This is a genomic window from Hominiventricola aquisgranensis (genome assembly GCF_040096225.1).
Classification (GTDB): domain Bacteria; phylum Bacillota; class Clostridia; order Lachnospirales; family Lachnospiraceae; genus Hominiventricola; species Hominiventricola aquisgranensis.
Window position 1 is genome coordinate 70,962 of record NZ_JBBMFC010000001.1, and the last position, 19,613, is coordinate 90,574.

At 43.7% G+C, this 19,613-nt stretch carries 17 protein-coding genes; 16 read left to right on the forward strand and 1 reads right to left on the reverse strand.

The genetic code is table 11. From position 1 onward, the window contains the following. Positions 1 to 5 precede the first annotated feature (5 nt). The 12 genes from WMO62_RS00290 to WMO62_RS00345 all read left to right on the forward strand — a co-directional run bounded on the left by WMO62_RS00290 (position 6) and on the right by WMO62_RS00345 (position 13,704). On the forward strand, positions 6 to 917 hold the full coding sequence (locus tag WMO62_RS00290) for a GerMN domain-containing protein (protein WP_349143406.1): 912 nt from the start codon (positions 6 to 8) through the stop codon (positions 915 to 917). Next, entirely contained in the window at positions 914 to 3,112 is a 2,199-nt protein-coding gene (locus tag WMO62_RS00295; RefSeq protein ID WP_349143407.1) for a DNA internalization-related competence protein ComEC/Rec2, read from the forward strand. The genes WMO62_RS00290 and WMO62_RS00295 overlap by 4 nt, the downstream gene beginning before the upstream one ends. A gap of 115 nt (positions 3,113 to 3,227) precedes the next feature. After that, positions 3,228 to 5,147, forward strand: coding sequence for an OPT family oligopeptide transporter (locus tag WMO62_RS00300; protein ID WP_118759908.1), 1,920 nt, complete (start codon positions 3,228 to 3,230; stop codon positions 5,145 to 5,147). Next, positions 5,140 to 5,484, forward strand: a complete 345-nt coding sequence (locus tag WMO62_RS00305) for a PqqD family peptide modification chaperone (protein ID WP_147601907.1) — start codon at positions 5,140 to 5,142, stop codon at positions 5,482 to 5,484. Before WMO62_RS00300 ends, WMO62_RS00305 begins: the two co-directional genes overlap by 8 nt. 129 nt (positions 5,485 to 5,613) lie before the next feature. Continuing rightward, positions 5,614 to 7,059 (forward strand): aminoacyl-histidine dipeptidase, encoded by a 1,446-nt coding sequence (locus WMO62_RS00310; RefSeq protein WP_349143408.1) that lies wholly within the window; start codon positions 5,614 to 5,616, stop codon positions 7,057 to 7,059. Between the two features lie 10 nt (positions 7,060 to 7,069). Beyond that, positions 7,070 to 8,062, forward strand: coding sequence for a DNA polymerase III subunit delta (gene holA, locus WMO62_RS00315; protein ID WP_349143409.1), 993 nt, complete (start codon positions 7,070 to 7,072; stop codon positions 8,060 to 8,062). A gap of 686 nt (positions 8,063 to 8,748) precedes the next feature. Continuing rightward, positions 8,749 to 8,964 carry a helix-turn-helix domain-containing protein gene (locus WMO62_RS00320; RefSeq protein ID WP_349143410.1) on the forward strand — a complete coding sequence of 72 codons (216 nt, stop codon included), beginning with the start codon at positions 8,749 to 8,751 and terminating at the stop codon, positions 8,962 to 8,964. Positions 8,965 to 8,991: 27 nt separating this feature from the next. Continuing rightward, positions 8,992 to 9,978 carry a DNA cytosine methyltransferase gene (locus WMO62_RS00325; protein ID WP_349143411.1) on the forward strand — a complete coding sequence of 329 codons (987 nt, stop codon included), beginning with the start codon at positions 8,992 to 8,994 and terminating at the stop codon, positions 9,976 to 9,978. Further along, a complete protein-coding gene (locus WMO62_RS00330; protein WP_349143412.1) occupies positions 9,926 to 10,801 on the forward strand; it encodes an NgoMIV family type II restriction endonuclease in 876 nt (291 codons plus the stop codon). The genes WMO62_RS00325 and WMO62_RS00330 overlap by 53 nt, the downstream gene beginning before the upstream one ends. 36 nt (positions 10,802 to 10,837) lie before the next feature. Beyond that, entirely contained in the window at positions 10,838 to 11,887 is a 1,050-nt protein-coding gene (locus tag WMO62_RS00335; protein ID WP_349143413.1) for a DNA cytosine methyltransferase, read from the forward strand. Next, the gene (locus WMO62_RS00340) at positions 11,887 to 12,978 is read left to right on the forward strand and encodes a DUF262 domain-containing protein (protein WP_349143414.1); all 1,092 of its coding nucleotides are present in this window, start codon (positions 11,887 to 11,889) and stop codon (positions 12,976 to 12,978) included. Before WMO62_RS00335 ends, WMO62_RS00340 begins: the two co-directional genes overlap by 1 nt. Beyond that, positions 12,979 to 13,704, forward strand: a complete 726-nt coding sequence (locus tag WMO62_RS00345) for an MAE_28990/MAE_18760 family HEPN-like nuclease (RefSeq protein ID WP_349143415.1) — start codon at positions 12,979 to 12,981, stop codon at positions 13,702 to 13,704. 71 nt (positions 13,705 to 13,775) lie between these two features. On the opposite strand, the gene rpsT is transcribed toward WMO62_RS00345, so the two are convergent. Continuing rightward, positions 13,776 to 14,039, reverse strand: a complete 264-nt coding sequence (gene rpsT / locus WMO62_RS00350; protein ID WP_117496612.1) for a 30S ribosomal protein S20 — start codon at positions 14,037 to 14,039, stop codon at positions 13,776 to 13,778. 226 nt (positions 14,040 to 14,265) lie between these two features. Between rpsT and gpr the strand changes: the two genes are divergently transcribed. The 4 genes from gpr (at position 14,266) to hemW (ending at position 19,604) form a co-directional block, all read left to right on the forward strand. Beyond that, complete coding sequence (gene gpr / locus WMO62_RS00355) at positions 14,266 to 15,135, forward strand: GPR endopeptidase (protein ID WP_117496613.1); 870 nt, start codon at positions 14,266 to 14,268, stop codon at positions 15,133 to 15,135. A gap of 54 nt (positions 15,136 to 15,189) precedes the next feature. Continuing rightward, a complete protein-coding gene (gene spoIIP / locus WMO62_RS00360; RefSeq protein WP_349143416.1) occupies positions 15,190 to 16,527 on the forward strand; it encodes a stage II sporulation protein P in 1,338 nt (445 codons plus the stop codon). A 115-nt stretch (positions 16,528 to 16,642) separates the two neighbouring features. Beyond that, the gene (gene lepA / locus WMO62_RS00365) at positions 16,643 to 18,457 is read left to right on the forward strand and encodes a translation elongation factor 4 (protein WP_117496614.1); all 1,815 of its coding nucleotides are present in this window, start codon (positions 16,643 to 16,645) and stop codon (positions 18,455 to 18,457) included. 1 nt (position 18,458) lies between these two features. Further along, the gene (hemW, locus tag WMO62_RS00370) at positions 18,459 to 19,604 is read left to right on the forward strand and encodes a radical SAM family heme chaperone HemW (RefSeq protein ID WP_349143417.1); all 1,146 of its coding nucleotides are present in this window, start codon (positions 18,459 to 18,461) and stop codon (positions 19,602 to 19,604) included. Positions 19,605 to 19,613 lie beyond the last annotated feature (9 nt).

Genomic DNA, 19,613 nt, shown 5'->3' on the forward strand with positions numbered 1-19,613 from the left:
CATTTATGAGAAAATGGTTATGGATTCTTCTGCTGGCAATTCCGCTGCTTATGGCGGGATGCAGAAAACAGCAGCAGGTGGATGAGAGTGGGTATCGAATCTGGTATATCAACCAGGATGAGACCTGCCTGAAATATGAAAATAAAGAACTGCAGTCCAAGAATGAAGAGGGATTGCTCCGGGAAATGATGGAAGTCATGCGGGAGACACCGACAGACGATGAGCTGAAGCCGGTGATTCCGGAGGATGTTACGCTTCTGGATTTTGACTTTGAGCATAATCAGCTGTATCTGGATTTCTCGCCGGAATACAAGAAGATGCCGAAGGTCTATGAAGTGCTTTGCCGGGCGGCAATTGTACGTACCCTGGGACAGATCGATGGTGTGGAATACGTGGACTTTCAGGTCAACGGAGAGCCACTGACCGATCTTGAGGGAAAAGAGATCGGTCTTATGAATGAAGATCAGTTTATTGAAAATGCAGGTGAGGAGATCAATGCTTATAAGACAGCGGATCTGACCCTTTATTTTGCCAATAAAGCAGGGGATAAGCTGGTAGGACAGAGGGTCGCTATGGAGTATAACAGCAACATTTCGCTGGAAAAACTGATCGTGGAGCAGCTGATCGCAGGGCCGCCATTTGAGGGTGCTTATCCGACCATTCCATCAGAGACCAAGCTTTTAAATATTTCCATCAAGGACAATATCTGCTATGTGAATCTGGATGAGGGATTTCTTGGAACCGGTTACAATGTGATTGAGAGTATTCCGGTCTATTCCATCGTTAATTCTTTGATTGAAAATACAGATGCACAGAAAGTACAGATCAGTATTAACGGTGAGACCAACCGGATGTTCCGGGAGAGCATTAATTTTGATACGATTTTTGAAAAGAACGAGGGGCTGATCGAACAGTGAGACAACGACCAGTAGCGTGCGCGGCGTTTTTGCTGTTCCTGATCCTGCTTCTGATGCCTGCGGAGTTTTTTTACAGGACTCCGCGGCTGACAGAAAAGTGTAAGGCAGAAGTGCTCGGTTATGTGGAACGCCGCACATGGAAAAATGAAAAGATGCAGCTATTGCTGGAAGATTGTCAGATCCGTACAGGGGAAGACGAGTTTCAGGAGGATCGGCTGCTTGTCTATACGAAAGATCCCACAGAATATGAGGTGGGAAGTATTCTTTCCCTTTCGGGAACTATTTACCCAATAGAAGAACCAACCAACCCAGGACAATTTAACAGCAGACTATATTATGCGGGAAAAGGGATATCCTATACATTGTACGCAGATCAAGCGAATCATATGGGCGGAACGGTGCATCCTGTGAAAGAACAACTGCTGCGGCTTCAGAAGCAGATCGGGCAGATCTATGAGACAGTGCTGGAGGAGCCGGAAGACGGCATTCTGAAAGCTATGGTGCTGGGAGATAAGACGGAACTGGACAGCGAGGTGCAGAAGCTTTACCAGCAAAATGGCATCTCTCATGTGCTGGCGATCTCAGGACTTCATATTTCACTGATTGGTATGGGACTTTATAAAATGCTGAAGAGGATTACAGGATATGGGATGATATCGGCAATCCCAACGATGGCTTTGCTCATGGCGTATGGTTGGATGACAGGTGGTTCTTTATCCTCGGTGCGTGCTGTCGGCATGTGTGCCATTGCAATCCTGGCAGATTTGGTGGGAAGGACCTATGATATGCTGACTGCCATGGGCGTGATGCTTCTGGTGATCGCCAGAACCAATCCTCTGGCAGTGAAGCAGAGTGCATTCTTGCTGTCCTTTGGTGCGGTGCTGGGAATTGCATGGTTTGGTCCGTTATGGACACTGGAAGAGAAAAAGAAGAAAAAACAAAAGTGGAGGGAAGGGCTTCAGACCAGTCTGTCCGTGCTATTGATGACATTCCCTGTATTGCTGCAGTTTTTCAGTGAGTATGCTTTGTATTCAACTTTTTTGAATCTGTTGGTGATTCCACTGATGAGCGTGTTGATGGCAGCAGGAATTCTCTGCGGTGCGGTGGGACTTCTGAATCTTCAGGCGGCAAGACTGCCGGGACTGGTCTGCCATGGAATCCTGTCGGTCTATCAACGGATGGGAAACCTGTGCCTGCGATTGCCGGGTTCAGTGTTGACTATTGGAATCCCTGATCCATGGAAAGTGCTTATCTATTACCTGACTCTGGCACTGGCACTTTTTCTTCTATATAAAGAGAAACAGCGTAAGAAATACTGGAGAAAGCAAGAATCATTCAGGATCTCCAGACGGATCCTCTTCTGGTGCCGGGGAAGCGTACTTTTTACATTGCTGCTGCTGTGCGTGCATTATCAGAGTGGAATGGAGATCTGTATGCTTGATGTGGGGCAGGGGGACTGCCTGTTCTGGGAACTGCCGGATGGGACGACGTTTTTGTCAGATGGAGGCAGTACCAGTGTATCAGACGTAGGAAATTATCGGATCGTGCCATTCCTGAAAGCCAGAGGAGTGCACAAGATTGATTATCTTCTCATTTCTCATATGGATCAGGATCATATCAACGGTATTAAGGAAGTGCTGGAGGATGGAAGCATTCAGGTGGAGCAGGCACTGCTGCCGGGACTGCAGAGGAAAGATGATGCTTATCTGGAGATGGAAGCACTTCTGGAAAATGCAAATGTGGAGAAGCTCTGTCTGAACAGTGGAGATCTGGCGGCGCAGGGAGATTATTCCATGCGATGTCTGTGGCCGCCTGTGGAAGGACAGACGGATGACCGGAATAAAATGTCATTGGTCATGGAGGTGGAATACGGCGAATTTCGTATGCTGCTGACCGGAGACATTGGTGAACAGGCGGAGCGTCAGCTGGCAGCAACGGGACAACTGGAAACGGTGGACATTTTAAAGGTGGCGCATCACGGATCCCGTTATTCCAGCAGCTCTGAATTTCTGGCGCAGGCCACCCCGGCGGTCAGCCTTATCTCCTGCAGTGCCACCAACCGATATGGTCACCCAGGGCAGGAGACCCTGGAACGTCTGCAAACTGAAAAAAGTGCAGTCAGAATAACAAAAAATTGTGGTGCGATCTGTGTATGGACCGACGGAAGTGTAATTAAATTGAAAACTGTGAAATAATTGTGAAATAATTTCAATTTAAGACTTCCATTTGTGAAAAATTTTTAGTATAATGGGGGATGTTACACTGGTCTGAAAAAGATCAGGAGAAAAAAGAAGAATTGAGGAAAGACAAATGGAAAACAAAACAGACTTCAAACCGTATATTCCGGCAGACAAAGTGATGCCTGAATTTTCGGTGACGGCTGCAGTGCTGGGATGCCTTCTGGCAATTCTCTTTGGAGCAGCAAATGCGTATCTGGGACTGCGTGTAGGTATGACCGTATCTGCATCGATCCCGGCAGCTGTAATCTCCATGGGAGTGATCCGCATCATCCTGAAAAAGGATTCCATTCTGGAAAACAACATGGTACAGACCATCGGTTCTGCAGGTGAGTCCCTGGCAGCTGGAGCAATCTTTACTCTGCCGGCTATTTTCATGTGGGCAGTAGAGGGAAAATGTGATGCTCCTGGTATTCTTTCTATCGCACTGATCGCACTGTGCGGAGGAATCCTGGGTGTACTTTTCATGATTCCGCTTCGTCAGGCACTGATTGTAGACGAGCATGGAACCCTGCCGTATCCGGAGGGAATGGCATGTGCAGAGGTACTTCTGGCAGGAGAAGAGGGTGGCGAAAAATCTACCGTTGTGTTCAGCGGACTTGGAATTGCAGCTCTCTATAAATTCATCACAGACGGACTGAAACTGTTCCCGAGTGAGGTGGCATTTGATATCAAAACACCTATCTACACCGGAGGAGTTGGAATGGATGTACTTCCAGCACTGGCCAGTGTTGGATATATCTGTGGAATCAAGATTTCAAGCTACATGTTTGCAGGTGGCGTTCTTTCTTATCTGGTGCTTATTCCGGCTATTGTATACTTTGGCGGTGAAAGCCTCTCTGTAGTTATGGACAGTGCTGGAAATGCCATCGCGTTCAATGCACTGAGCCCGGGAGCAATCTGGAGCAACTACATTCGTTACATCGGTGCAGGTGCTGTTGCGGCAGGCGGTATTTTAAGCCTTGTAAAATCTCTTCCGGTTATGATCAAAACCTTCGTAAAAGCAATGAAGGGATTTGGTAAAAACGCAGAAAGCGGAAGCAGAACTGAGGTAAATATTTCCACAAAAACAGTATTGATCGGTGTGATCGCAGTAGCAGTTGTAATGTGGCTTCTTCCGGAGATCCCAATCAGCCTTTCCGGTGCATTGATCGTTGTAGTATTTGGTTTCTTCTTTGCATCTGTTTCTTCTCGTATGGTTGGTCTGGTAGGAAGCAGTAATAACCCGGTATCCGGTATGGCTATTGCAACCTTGATCGCAACAACCATTATTTTCAAAGCAATGGGTGTAACTGGTGTAGAAGGAATGGTTGCAGCAATCAGTGTGGGAACTGTTATCTGTATTATCGCAGCAATCGCAGGTGATGCATCTCAGGACCTGAAGACGGGATATATCGTAGGTGCAACTCCGAAAAAGCAGCAGATCGGTGAGATCCTTGGTGCAGTTGTAGCTGCATTTGCAATCGGTGGTGTTATGTACCTGCTTCATGCAGCATGGGGATTTGGTTCTGAAGCAATCCCGGCTCCGCAGGCTTCTCTGATGAAGATGGTTGTTGAGGGCGTTATGGGAGGAACTCTTCCGTGGACACTGGTACTGATCGGTGTGTTTGCAGCAGTGATCGTTGAGATCCTTGGAATCCCGGTTATGGCATTTGCAGTTGGTCTGTATCTGCCGATCTACCTGAGTACCCCGATCTTCATCGGCGGTGTGATCAGATGGTTCCTGGAGAATAAAAAGAAATTTGCAGATGATGCAAGCAGAAAAGATTTCATTGACCGTGGAGTTCTGTATACTTCTGGTATGATCGCAGGTGAGGGTCTGGTTGGAATCCTTCTGGCAGTATTTGCTGTTGTGGGACTGAACTTTGACTTCTCTGGTATCTATGGTGGAAGCTTTGAGACAGTAGGTGCAATTGTTGGAGTGATCGCATTTGCAGCATTACTGGGAAGTATGATGTATTTCTGTAAAGGAAAGAAAAAACAGAATGCCTAAAAAGAAAAAAGAGTCAGTAAATTATCTGGATCAAATTCCAAGGATCTCCGTCCCCAAATGGGAGGTCCTGGAGGATGGGCTGGTGGAAGTGACGGTGGAAAATAAAGGATTTTTCAATGTGATCGCACAGAAATGTTTTCACCGCCCGCGAACCAGCTACATTAAGCTGGATGAATATGGAAGCTGCGTATTTCAGCAGATCGACGGGGAGAAGAGCATCTATGAGATCGGACAGATCCTGGAACAGACCCATGAGGGGGCTTCCAATCAGCTATATGAGCGGCTGTCTGCATATTTTGAGACGCTTCGGAGACTGCATTATATTCAGTTTCACTGATTGTTCAGAGTCCATGTAAATGGGCTCTGAAATTTTCTGGGGAAATATTCTGGAAAACAAGGGATTGACCAGAAGCCGGAAAACGAGTACCATCAACATAGACAGGATTATATGACAGGAGGACTTACGATGAGTATGGTATCTATACAGAAACCCGAAAAAGTATTTCAGTATTTTGAAAAGATCTGTTCGATTCCACATGGTTCCAGAAATGTAGAGAAGATCAGCAATTATCTGGTATCATTTGCAAAAGAGCATGATCTTAAATATCGTCAGGATGAAAAATATAATGTGATCATCTGGAAAGATGGTTCCACAGGGTATGAGCAATCTGAGCCGCTGATCATTCAGGGACATATGGATATGGTGGCAGTGAAGACTGCAGATTGCGAAAAGAATCTGGAGACCGACGGACTGGATCTGGAGATAGATGGAGATTATCTGCAGGCAAAGGGAACTTCTCTTGGCGGTGACGACGGAATCGCTGTTGCTTATGCGCTGGCGATCCTGGATGATGACAGTTTGGCACATCCGCCCATTGAAGCTGTATTTACTGTAGATGAGGAGATCGGCATGCTTGGTGCTGATTATATGGATGCTTCTGATCTGAAGGGACGTCTGTTCCTGAACATTGACTCTGAGGATGAAGGTGTGTTTACTGTAAGCTGTGCAGGTGGTGTGATGGCAGTCTGCACGATTCCGGGAAAGAAGGAAGATGCAGAGGGCAGTGTAATCCGCATTTCTCTCAAAGATTTCCGCGGCGGACATTCCGGTGTGGAGATCAATAAAGGAAGATATAATGCAAATATAGTCATGGGCAGACTGCTGATGACTGTACAGAAGAAAGCAGATGTGCGTCTGGTGACGATCAACGGCGGTGAGAAGGACAATGCCATTGCAAATTTCTGTGAGGCAAAGATTCTTGTGGTAAAAGAGCAGGAGCAGCAGGTATGTGACTGCCTGAAAGAGACCTTTGCAATCATCAGCAAAGAGTGTCATGTGACAGATCCGGATGCATTGATGGAGCTGGAAACAGCAGAGACAGTGGCTCAAGTATTTGATGTAGAAAGTACCAATCGTGTGATCCTTGCACTGGTGCATATGCCGAATGGAATTCAGAGAATGAGCCCGGAGATTGAAGGGCTGGTGCAGACTTCTCTGAACCTTGGGGTCCTGCAGACGGTGGAAAATCATGTGGACTTTTCCTGGGCAGTAAGAAGTTCTTCCGGAGATGAGAAGCAGTATGTTCTGGATAAGATCATTTCCCTGGCAAAGCTGCTGGGCGGCAGTGTTACTACACAGGGCGCATATCCGGGATGGGATTATCTGGAGGATTCCAGACTTCGCAAGATCATGATCGAAGCATACAAGGAGCAGTATGGAGAGGAGCCGGTAGTAGAAGGAATCCATGCTGGTCTGGAGTGTGGACTGTTCGCTTCCAAACTGGAAGGACTGGATGCTGTGTCCATAGGGCCGCAGATGCATCATATCCATACTACAGAGGAGAGATTATCCATCTCTTCTACATTGCGTACATGGAATCTGATCGTGCGTACTCTGGAACTTCTGAAATAGGATACATGCTATGAAAATGTTGATGGAAGACATCAAGAACAAGCAGTTTAAAAATATTTATCTTCTGACCGGAGAGGAAGTCTACCTGCGCATGCAGTACCGAAAGAAACTGAAAGAAGCGCTGGTGGAGGATGGCGACACCATGAATGTAGCCATCTTCTCCGGAAAGGGCACAGATCCCAAGGAGATCATTGATCTGGCAGAGACGATGCCTTTCTTTGCAGAGCACAGAGTGATCCTCATTGATGATAGTGGATTTACCAAAAATGCCTGCCCGGAGCTGGCGGATTATGTGGCGCAGATCCCGGAGAGCACCTGCATCATTTTAAATGAGGCAGAGGTGGACAAGCGTGGAAAGCTCTATAAGGTCATCAAGAGTAAAGGCCGCGTGGTGGAGTTCGAGAGACAGGATGAGCGGACACTTATGCGCTGGGTACTGACCGTGCTCAAAAAAGAAGGAAGAAATATTACGGAAGATACCATGAAAGCATTTCTGGGACGAACCGGCGCAGATATGGAAAATATTTCCAAAGAGCTGGAAAAACTGATCTGTTATACCATGGGTCAGGATACCATCACCACGGAAGATGTATATGCGGTCTGCACGGAACAGACCGAGAACAGGATCTTCGAGATGATCCAGTCGATCACAGAAAAGAATCGTAGGAAGGCCATGGACCTCTATGCAGATCTGCTGGCTATGAAGGAGCCGCCTATGCGGATCCTGTTCCTGATCACCCGGCAGTTCCAGCAGCTTATGCTGCTGAAGCAGATGTCAGCGGAAGGACTGGACCGTTCAGAACTGGCAAAAAAAGCTTCGATCCCACCCTTTGCCCTTGGCAAATATCAGGCGCAGTGCCGAAAATTTACTTTGGCGGATCTTCGCCAGGCAGTAGAAGACTGTGTGGATACCGAAGAACAGGTCAAGACCGGCCGCATGGGCGACCAGCTGGGGGTAGAACTGCTGATTATGAAGTATACAGAAAAGAACTCAGGGCACTGATCTTCAACCAACCTGCCAGACTTCGGTATCTGATATGGACATCGCTACCCTTTAATGAAAATTGAAAATGTGGACTCACGACCCTTTATGGAGGCCGACAAAACAATGCCAATACGAGTGTTTTGTCGGCCTCTTTGGTCGTTCAAGTCCACATTTTATTTTCCTAAAAGGCTAGCTCAAAGTCCTATCATATACCGAATGCGGGCAGGCATGTGGAGACAGTGCTCTGAGGGTTTGGATGAGAGTCTGTCGGTCTTTTCTGCTGGGTGATTGGACAATTCAAGCGCGGTGAAAAACTGGATTCTCCAAAAGCTTCCTCGCGTGAAGTCTTTTTAATGGTTGTTGGACAATTATTGTGTGTTTTACACCTGAATTTCTCCGAATCTTATGCAGGAAGGCGTTTTTAGGTGTTTGCTGGATAATTATTGCAATATCAAGACTGGAATTATCCAATTGGTGTCAGAAAAGCTTCACGAGAGGAAGTGATTGGCTGGCCGGGGTATTTGCCACGCTTGAATTGTCAAAAATGAAGAAACTAATATTTCGCAAACTTGTAAAGGTATGGTAGGATCATAGGAATGTATGTTCGAAAAAGCTCATTGTTTCGTGAGAAAATCTTGATATGAATTGATAATGATGATATACTGAATGGGATTCGAAGAATAAATGCTATTGGGAGATTAGATATGTCAGTATGCTATGATAAACTTTGGAAAATGCTAATAGATAAACGAATGAATAGAACAGTTTTAAAAGATAAAGCGGGAATAAGTTACAATGTGCTTGCAAAGATGGGAAAGGAAGAGCCGGTTTCATTAGAAAGTCTTCATAAAATCTGTAAAACCTTAAGGTGTGATATAGGAGATATTATGGAATTTGTAGATGATAAAATTGATGTGTGAAAAAATAGGACAGAGGAGGACGTGTTTGTGCAGAAGCCATTAACTTGTGTTGAGATATGTGCAGGAGCTGGTGGGCAGGCTTTAGGGCTTGCAATGGCTGGTTTTGTTCATGTTGCACTTGTTGAATATGAAGCTGATTATTGTAATGCATTAAAACAGAATCGCCCAGAGTGGAATGTGATATATGCAGATGTGCGAGACTTTGATGGAAAGCCATACAAAGGCGTTGATTTATTAGCAGGAGGTGTTCCGTGTCCGCCATTTTCAATAGCTGGTAAGCAGTTAGGGAAAGATGATGAAAGAGACTTGTTTCCCGAAGCACTTAGGCTGATTAAAGAAATTAGACCAAGAGCTGTTATGTTGGAAAATGTGAGGGGATTTTTAGACAATGGTTTTACAGAGTATAGGCAATATATTTTAAAATCCATAGAAAAATTAGGTTATAATACACAGATTAAACTATTGAATGCGTCTGATTTTGGAGTTCCACAACTTCGTCCAAGAGTTGTTATTGTGGGAATTCAAAGGGATGAAAATAAAAATTTTGCATATCCAAAGGGAGATTCCGAGGGAGCCCCAACGGTTGGAAATATATTATATGATTTGATGTCTGAAAATAAGTGGAAAGGTGCTAAAAAGTGGGCTCAAAATGCAAATAAGATTGCACCAACATTGGTTGGAGGATCAAAAAAACATGGAGGACCAGATCTTGGACCAGTGAGGGCTAGAAATGCATGGGCTGAATTAGGTGTAGATGGGCGTGGGGTAGCTGATATGGCTCCAGAACCAGACTTTGAAGGGATGCCACGATTAACAAGTAGAATGTTGGCAAGGATACAGGGGTTTCCTGATACATGGACGTTTGGCAAAAAGAAAACTGCTGCGTGTCGTATGATTGGAAATGCATTTCCTCCACCAGTGGCAAAAGCTGTAGGTGAAAAGATAAAGGAGTGTTTAGAAAATGAATGCACTGATTGCGAAAGAACGATTTCACTTTCACGAAAGATTGTTTGAGACTAATACACTAACATTGACTAAGGCTGGTGTGGCTTCAAATGCAGATACAAGTAGTCGAGGATCAAAAGCAATATCAAAGAGGATAGTGGAGATTTTGGTTGAAGAACAGCAACATAAAATTAATATGGTGGAAAAAATTTCGGGCCAAACGCTTGGAAAACAATTTGAGATGCTTACAATGGAATTTTTACAGGCTACATTTCCTAATTTGCAAAATTTATATCCAGGAAAATGGTCAATATTACAATTAGGCAATAATAATAAACTTAAGACAAGTGATTTTGAACAGTATGAGCATTTAGCATATTTAAGTGCATTGACAGCAGAAAATGCACAATTAGCAGCAGCGTTAGGAAATGATTATCTTGTAGCACCAGATGTAGTTGTCTATCGTGAACTTTATGATGATGACGAAATAAATCAGAATCAATGTATTGTAGATGCTGAGGTGAGTAAAATGGCAGATATAAGAAAAGTTAATGGTGGGAAACCTTTGTTGCATGCTAGTGTATCGGCTAAATATACTATGAGAAGTGATAGAGCACAAAACAGTCGTACAGAAGCATTAAATTTGATTCGTAATAGAAAAGGACATCTGCCACATATAGTAGTTGTCACTGCTGAACCGATGCCGAATAGATTAGCATCCTTAGCTCTGGGAACAGGTGATATTGATTGTGTATATCATTTTGCTCTATATGAACTTATACGTGCAGTAAATGAAGTGGGTTCAGAAGATGCAATTGAATTACTGAATACACTTGTAAGTGGAAAAAGATTGAAAGATATTTCAGACTTACCACTGGATTTAGCTGTTTAAGAAAAAATATATTATAGAACTTGGGAGGTAATATTAATGCCTTGTATGGCAATTGATTTATTTTGTGGAATAGGAGGATTAACCAAGGGACTATCACTTGCTGGAATAGATGTATTAGCTGGATTTGATATAGATGGAAGTTGCCAGTTTGCTTATGAAGTAAATAATGCGGCAGAATTTATATGCGAAGATGTAACAAATATTGAAGGTGCTGAATTGAAACGAATGTATCCAGAAAATACAGTGCGTGCATTGGTAGGATGTGCACCATGTCAACCATTTTCAAGATATTCCTCTAGATATAGGAAAAAAGGGCACACTGACAATAAATGGAAATTGTTATATTCATTTGAAAGATTGGTAAGAGAAACTTTACCGGATATTGTTTCTATGGAAAATGTTCCTAACTTGATTCATGAAAATGTGTTTGAGGATTTTGTGAGAACACTAAATGAGTTACAATATGAAGTTGAATATCAAGTGGTAAATTGTCCAGATTATGGAGTTCCACAACACAGGAAAAGATTAGTGTTGTTAGCATCAAGATTTGGGGAGATACATTTAATTCCACCATTATATGATGCAGAACATTATATAACGGTTAGAGACGCAATAGGTCATTTACAGCCAATTGAAGCTGGAGAAATCTGTCCTAATGATATTTTACACCGTTCTAGCGCTTTATCTGCAATAAACATGGAAAGAATACAGCAATCTGTGCCGGGAGGAACATGGCGCGATTGGGATGAAAATTTGAGATTAAAATGCCATAAAAAAGAATCGGGTACAACATTTCCATCTGTTTACGGAAGAATGGAATGGGATGAGCCGTCACCTACGATGACTACGCAATTTTATGGATATGGAAATGGAAGATTTGGACATCCTGAGCAAAATAGAGCAATATCATTAAGAGAGGGTGCGATTTTACAATCTTTTCCAGATGATTATGTTTTTATTGATGAACAGCATCCGGCAAAGAAAAGAGAATTGGGAACTCATATTGGAAATGCAGTACCTGTTGAATTGGGAAGAGCTATAGGAATGAGTATTCAGAAACATTTAGCGGAAATGGGAGTGAATTGATGGAGGATAATGGGGTGAAGGTTAGAGAAGCAAAAGAGGAACAGCAAATAAAAGAATCTGCAAAACAAATAAGGGATAAAAAACAAGATATTAAATTTGATGTAAGAGATTATCCAATTAATTATCTTGTTAGTCAATATGAAAAACAGGAATTTTATATACCGTTAGAATACCAACGTAATTTTGTGTGGAGTAGCAATGACAGATGTTTTTTTATTGAATCAATTTTAATGGGATTGCCAATCCCGTTTATGTTTTTCGCAGATACAGATGACGGACGAATAGAAATTGTAGACGGAGCACAACGAACTCAGACATTAGTTCAATTTTGTCAAAATGACTTGGAATTACAGGGTCTTCAGATATTAAAAAACTCAAACGGTTTTTTATTTGAAGATTTGGATCCGGCTATTCAAAGAAAATTTTTAAATACAAATGTAAGAGTGGTATTTTTGGAGGAAGGTACTACAGAAAACGTGCGTCAAGAAATATTTAAGCGTATTAATACAAGCGGTTCACGTATAAAACCGGCAGAAGCAAGACGAGGATCTTTTGATGGGAAATTCAAGAAATTTTTGGAGGACTGTGTAAAAAATCCGTTATTTAATGAACTAGCACCGAGAACTAAGACTACAGAAGACAGATATGAAGGCTTTGAATTAGTGTCAAGATTCTTTGCGTATTATGATAATTATGAGAGTAATTTTGAAAATTATACAGGAAATGTCACGAAATATATTGACGAGTATGTAGAAGAACAGAATAAAAAAGTAGAAGAGGATGAAAATATTATCTTAAAGTGTCGAGAAAATTTTGAAAAGATGCTTTCATATGCCGAGAAAATTTTGGGAAAGAGAGGATTTAGGAAAAGCTTAACATCTAAGTCAACACCGCGTGCTAGATTTGAGGCTTTATCTATTGGTATTGCTATAGCCTTAAAAGAAAAACCTGATCTTCCAATAAGAGAGGTTACAGATTGGATTGATGGTGAGGAATTTGCTAAGTGTACAAAATCGGATGCGGCTAATAATAAAAATAAACTTGTTGGAAGAATTAATTTTGTAAAAAATAAATTAATTTCGGGGGAATAAATGATTACATTTCAAGATACATATGATAGCCGAAAAATGGAAATTGAAAATTTTTTAGAACTTATGAAATTCCTAGAAGCAAAAGAAAATGAACGAGAAGATGGTAAGAGTAAATTTTCTGAATTTTTTTATCCAGAAAATGGTGGAATACATTTGACATACCAAGCATTGATTAATATTTTAAAATCGAATGTGTCATTAATGATTTACAATATTATTGAATATACTGTAACCAATTTGATTGATAGTATATATGATGAGATAAGAGTAAATCATTTGTCTTATATTGATGTCAATGATTCTATTAGGAATTTATGGAGAAAAACTATTTTAAAGTCAGCCAATGATCCTAATGCGAACTTTAGTACTTTTCTGAAAAAGAATGAAGAAATTATATCAACGATATTGAGTAATAATGAATTGAATATGAATGCTAAAAATACTTTGCCTGGTGGGAATTTAGACGGAAACTCTATAAAAGAAACTTTTGAATCTCATGGTATTCAAGTGAAAACAAATAGCAGAAATTATAGACCAGATATTCTGGTTGGGATAAAAGAGAACAGAAATAATTTAGCGCATGGTTCGGTATCATTTGTAGAGGCAATGAGAGAAGATAGCATTGATGACATTAGAGCAAATGAAGAATTAGTGGTTGGATTTTTGGAAGAACTGATAGAATTAGTTTCTACATATATTGAAAAACAAAAATATAAAACTTCATAACAAAAAAACGACTGGCATGACGGTACCAGTCGTTTTATATTTCATATATTTATGCTATTCCGATTCCAGCCTTATGCCATTTTGTTAACAGCAGTCTGCAGACGGGAGATCTTTCTGGAAGTAGTATTTTTGTGATATACTCCCTTGGTAGTAGCTTTATCCAGGGTAGAGATAGCAGCTTTCAGAGCAGCTTTTGCAGCTTCCTGATCTTTGGAATCGATTGCTGCGTATACTTTCTTAACCATGGTCTTTACTTCAGATTTGATTGCTTTGTTTCTTGCAGTTCTGGTCTCAGTTACCAGGATTCTTTTTTTTGCGGATTTGATATTAGCCAATTTCGTGCACCTCCAAAATTACTTTACATCCCGGACAAATATGCCGGGAATCTATGATATCGTTTCTCTTAAGTCGTGGTTCCTAAAAGCGAGACACGGTGGCTTTTCATGGAAACACACAGATATTATAGTAATCGAAAGTATGACTTCTGTCAATACATATTTTCACTTTTTTAGGGGAAAATATACCGAAATATACCATGATATTTGGAAGGGAGCAGATGACATGGAGCGCATGAGAGTAAGGACAGATCTGGCGCTGGAGGCGAAGGAGAGTTTTTCGGGAAGCGATGTGGAGGTACATGGGGTTGTTGTGGAAGAAGAGTATGACAAGGAACAGAATCTTCGTCTGACCAGAGTGAGGATCGAGTCAGAGCGGGGAGCGCGGGAAATGGGAAAACCCATCGGTACCTATTTGACATTAGAAGCTCCCGGTATGGCTTCCCCTGATGAGGATTATCATCGGGAAATCTCGGAAAAGCTGGCAGAGTATCTGAAAGAATTGATGGGTGGACAGAAGAATCCGTCTGTTCTGGTGGTGGGACTTGGCAACAGGGATGTGACGCCGGATGCGCTGGGGCCGAAGATGGTTTCCAACCTGTTGATCACAAGACATCTGATTCGGGAGTATGGTCGGGAGGTCATGGGTGTGGGAGACTGTTGTGAGATCAGTGGTCTGGCACCAGGAGTCATGGCACAGACAGGTATGGAAACGTCAGAGATCATCAAAGGCGTGGTGCAGGAGATATCTCCGGATCTGCTGATCGTGATCGATGCGCTGGCAGCCAGAAGCACTCGCAGGCTTTGCCGGACGATCCAGCTGACAGACACGGGGATCCAGCCAGGTTCCGGTGTGGGTAATCATCGGGCAGCACTGACGAAAGAGACACTTGGTATACCGGTGATAGCCATTGGTGTACCGACGGTCGTAGAGGCAGCAGCGATTATTTATGATGCGCAGGGAAACTGTGAACAGATGCCGCCCCATCTGAATGGAATGTTTGTCACACCGAAAAATATCGATGAACTGATCAAACAGTTGAGTTTTACATTATCCGAGGCATTGAATATGGTGTTTGCACATGGAGAACGTTGAGGGTTACGATTCTTTATGTGAGCAGGCATATTCCACATATTTATGGGTATGTGCATGGCTTTGAACTGTCTCGCATATAATATCAACGGTGGAGATGCGAAGATGGATCGTTTCATGAAGGTTGTAAATCGACTGTTATGGGTTATATTTCTGGGAATGGGAATTTATTTGCTGGCGGCAGGAAGCAGCCGTTTCTGGACCGGGAGTGTGCAGGAATTGCTGGTGAAAGGCTGTCAGGCACTGGAGCGTGCTGCCTGGCAAGGGGCGGCACGCAGTCTGTATCCAGGGCTCTTTATGGGATATGAGGAGACAGATACGCAGTCTTTGGAGGACTGGTACATAGAGTGGGCGTTGTGGATGCATCCGCTCACAAAATTGTCAAAAGCGGCAGGAAACAGTCAGACACTGGAGAGTGCAGCTACCTATGAGATGTTGGTCAGTGGCGGTGTGCATGATGAAAATGAGACCGATGCTTCCGGGGAGGCTTACGATCTGGAAACACTGGCTGAAAAAGAAAATGAGCAGGCAGTAAGCGAGGCAGATGTGGACGTACCTGAAGAAGTTCCGCAGGAGACGGAAGATATCGCACAGGCAGAACCGAAGCCAGATCTTATAGAAGGCGGAACGATTTATAATCTGGAAGAACTGTCAGATTTTGATTTTCTGCTCAGTCATTTTTATACGGTGGAATCTAACACCAGTATTTCAGCGGCGGAGCTCAATGCGGAAAAGCTGCTGGGAAAGGATATGACTATTGACCGGGATGTGGATGGACCGCAGATCCTGATCTATCACACCCATTCCCAGGAAGGTTTTGTGGATTCCGTGCCGGGTGATAATTCCACCACCATTATGGGAGCAGGGGAGTATTTGTCGGAGCTCCTGCGGGAGAAGGGCTTTGAAGTGATGCATGTGACCAGTGTCTATGATCTGGTGGATGGGAAACTGGACAGAAATGAGGCATACAGCCGGGCAGAGAAGGAGATCAGCCAAATTTTGGAAGAATATCCGTCTATTCAGGCAGTGATCGACTTGCACAGGGACGGAGTCAATGAAAATACTCATCTGGTGACGGAGATCAATGGCAAGCCCATGGCTCGGTTTATGTTTTTTAATGGTCTGAGTCGCACGAAGAAAAATGGTCCTATTGATTATCTGTACAATCCTTATATTGAAGATAATCTGGCATTGACTCTTCAGTTGAAGCTGCTGTGCGATCAGTATTATCCGGGCCTCTCCAGAAATATTTATCTGAAGAGCCTCCGATATAATCTGCATCTGTCCGATAAGGCATTGTTGATTGAGGTGGGCGCGCAGACCAATACCCTTCAGGAAATCCTGAATACGATGGAACCACTGTCAGTGTTACTTGCGAAGGTTTTCGGAGTATGATATATTACAAGCAATGAGCAGTGCATGGAGCGTCAGCGAAATCGAGCTTATGCACTGCGTAAGAGGCATATACGCAGTACACTGCGTTTTGAAGAGATACAACGGAGGATAAGGAATGGCAGAAATAGATCAGAGCAAGATCCGCAATTTTTGTATTGTGGCGCATATTGACCACGGAAAGTCGACACTGGCGGACCGTATTATTGAGATGACAGGACTGCTGACCAGCAGAGAGATGCAGGCGCAGGTTCTTGACAACATGGAACTGGAGCGAGAGCGTGGAATCACCATCAAAGCGCAGGCAGTTCGTACCGTATATAAAGCAGAAGACGGCGAGGAGTATATTTTCAACCTGATCGATACACCAGGTCACGTGGACTTTAACTATGAGGTATCCCGCAGTCTGGCAGCCTGTGACGGAGCAATCCTGGTAGTAGATGCGGCGCAGGGAATCGAAGCACAGACTTTAGCCAATGTATATCTGGCGCTGGATCATGATCTGGATGTGATGCCGGTCATCAACAAGATCGATCTTCCCAGTGCAGAGCCGGAGCGAGTGATCGAAGAAATTGAGGATGTGATCGGAATAGAGGCACATGACGCACCACGGATCTCTGCAAAGACCGGACAGAATGTGGATCAGGTACTGGAACAGATCGTAAAGAAGATTCCGGCACCAAAGGGTGATCCGAAGGCACCTCTGCAGGCATTGATCTTTGACTCTGTCTATGATTCCTACAAGGGAGTTATTATTTTCTGCAGAATCAAAGAAGGAACGGTCCGCAAAGGCATGCCGATCCATATGATGGCGACCGGGGCAGATGCGGATGTGGTAGAGGTTGGTTATTTTGGAGCAGGTCAGTTTATTCCTTGTGAGGAACTGAGCGCCGGCATGGTAGGTTATATTACCGGAAGTATTAAAAATGTAAAAGACACCCGTGTGGGTGATACGGTCACTGACCAGAACAATCCCTGTGCAGAGCCGCTGCCGGGATATAAAAAGGTACAGTCCATGGTATACTGCGGACTCTATCCGGCAGATGGAGCTAAATATCCGGATCTGAGAGATGCTTTGGAGAAGTTGCAGCTTAACGATGCATCCCTGCAGTTTGAACCGGAGACTTCTATTGCACTGGGATTTGGTTTCCGCTGCGGATTCTTAGGACTGCTTCATCTGGAGATTATTCAGGAGCGTCTGGAGAGAGAGTACAATCTGGATCTGGTAACAACGGCACCGGGCGTTATTTACCGGGTACACAAGACCAATGGTGATATGATCGAGCTGACCAATCCGTCCAATCTGCCGGATCCGTCAGAGATCGAATATATGGAAGAGCCTATGGTCAGCGCAGAGATCATGGTAACGACAGAGTTTATCGGTGCAATCATGGATCTTTGCCAGGAGCGTCGTGGCATTTATAATGGTATGGACTATATTGAGGAGACCCGTGCGCTTCTGAAATACGACCTGCCGCTCAACGAGATCATCTACGATTTCTTTGATGCACTGAAATCCCGTTCCAGAGGCTATGCGTCCTTCGACTATGAGTTCAAGGGTTATGTACAGTCAGAGCTGGTGAAGCTGGACATCCTGATCAACAAGGAAGAGGTGGATGCACTTTCCTTCATCGTGCATAAGGATTCCGCTTATGAGCGCGGACGGAAGATGTGCGAGAAGCTCAAAGATGAGATTCCGCGTCATCTGTTCGAGATTCCGATCCAGGCGGCTGTAGGAGGCAAGATCATTGCCAGAGAGACGGTCAGAGCTATGAGAAAAGATGTGCTTGCAAAATGTTACGGCGGCGATATTTCCCGTAAGAAGAAGCTTCTGGAAAAACAGAAGGAAGGTAAGAAGAGAATGCGTCAGATCGGTAATGTAGAGATCCCGCAGAAAGCCTTCATGAGTGTTCTGAAACTGGATGATAAATAACATGACAAAAAAACCATTGGAATTATACATTCACATTCCTTTTTGCGTAAAAAAATGTGCATATTGTGACTTCCTTTCAGGGCCTTCCACACTTGAGGTGCGGGAGGCCTATATCAACTGTCTGATCGAGGAAATCTGTCATTGCAAACATGCAGGGGTCGGGGATTCTGATAATAAGTGGGCACCCTGTGATCCCGAAAACTATGAGGTGGTATCTGCATTTTTTGGAGGTGGTACGCCAAGTATTCTGAAGCCTGACCAGATCCGCCGGATCATGACGGCATTGAAGGAAGTCTTCTGCTGGAATTCAGACGCGGAGGTGACTATTGAGGCCAATCCGGGAACGGTGGATGAGGAAAAACTGCGGAACTATCTGGATTGCGGTATCAATCGGATCAGTTTTGGTCTTCAGTCTGCGGACAATGAAGAACTGCGAAAGTTAGGACGGATCCATACCTGGGAGGAATTCCTGGATAGTTTTCATCAGGCCAGGATTGCCGGATTTACTAATATCAATGTGGATCTTATGTCGGCACTTCCAGGTCAGACAGTGGACAGCTGGAGAAAGACCCTTGAAAAAGTGTTGGAACTTAAGCCGGAACACATTTCGGCATACAGTCTGATCATTGAGGAAGGTACACCTTTTTATGAGAAATATGAGGATCATCCGGAGCTGTTGCCACCGGAAGAGGAAGAGCGGCAGATGTATCATGATACGAAGAGGATTCTTCATGAACATGGTTATGAGCGGTATGAAATCTCCAATTATGCCCGGGCGGGCTATGCCTGCAGACATAACCTTGGTTACTGGGATCGGAGGGAATACAAAGGATTTGGACTGGGAAGTGCATCTCTTCTGGAAAACAGGCGTTATACCAATACCTGTGAACTGAAGCAGTATCTACAGGGACGGATCAGAGGAACAGAAGAAGAACTTTCAGAGCAGGATATCCGGGAAGAAACATTTTTCTTAGGCTTGCGGAAGATGGAAGGCATTGATCCGGGTCCATATGGGGCACATTATGAAAAATTATTGGAAAAGTTGCAAATGCAACAGCTTTTGGAAGAGAAAAATGGCAGAATCAGTTTAACAGAGTATGGAATTGATATCAGCAATTATGTGCTGGCGCAGTTCCTGGAGGATTGAGAGTACGAT